The sequence below is a fragment of the Pseudomonas sp. GW821-FHT02H09 genome (genome assembly GCF_059421425.1).
In genome coordinates, this window is the sequence record NZ_JBWKVA010000063.1 from 1 (window position 1) to 506 (window position 506).

General features: G+C 66.6%; 1 pseudogene. It reads right to left on the minus strand.

Annotated elements, in window-relative coordinates:
* Positions 1 to 506: pseudogene (locus AC07VR_RS31660) on the minus strand (glycine dehydrogenase (aminomethyl-transferring)); the annotation flags it as partial.

Consider the following 506-nt stretch of genomic DNA (forward strand, 5'->3'; position numbering starts at 1 on the left):
CCCGCGCCACCCATCATCCGAATGTACATCCAGGTGATTGGCAGAATGCTCGCGCTGCCGAACGGTGCCGCGCAGACCGCGCCTTCCTTGCGCTCCATGGCCGCGTGCCCTGGCAGGAACGGCGTCAGGTGGGATTTCACGCCAATCGGGCCGACACCCGGGCCACCACCGCCGTGGGGGATGCAGAAAGTCTTGTGCAGGTTCAGGTGGGACACGTCGCCGCCGAACTTGCCCGGTGCGCAGAGGCCAACCATGGCGTTCATGTTGGCGCCGTCGATGTACACCTGGCCGCCGTGGTCATGGATGATCCCGCAGATTTCGCGGATGCCTTCTTCGAACACGCCGTGGGTCGAGGGGTAGGTGATCATCAGCGCGGCGAGGTGTTCGCGGTGCTCGATGGCCTTGGCGCGCAGGTCTTCGATGTCGACGTTGCCGCGGGCATCGCACGCGGTGACCACCACGCGCATGCCGGCCATGTTGGCGGTGGCCGGGTTGGTGCCGTGGGC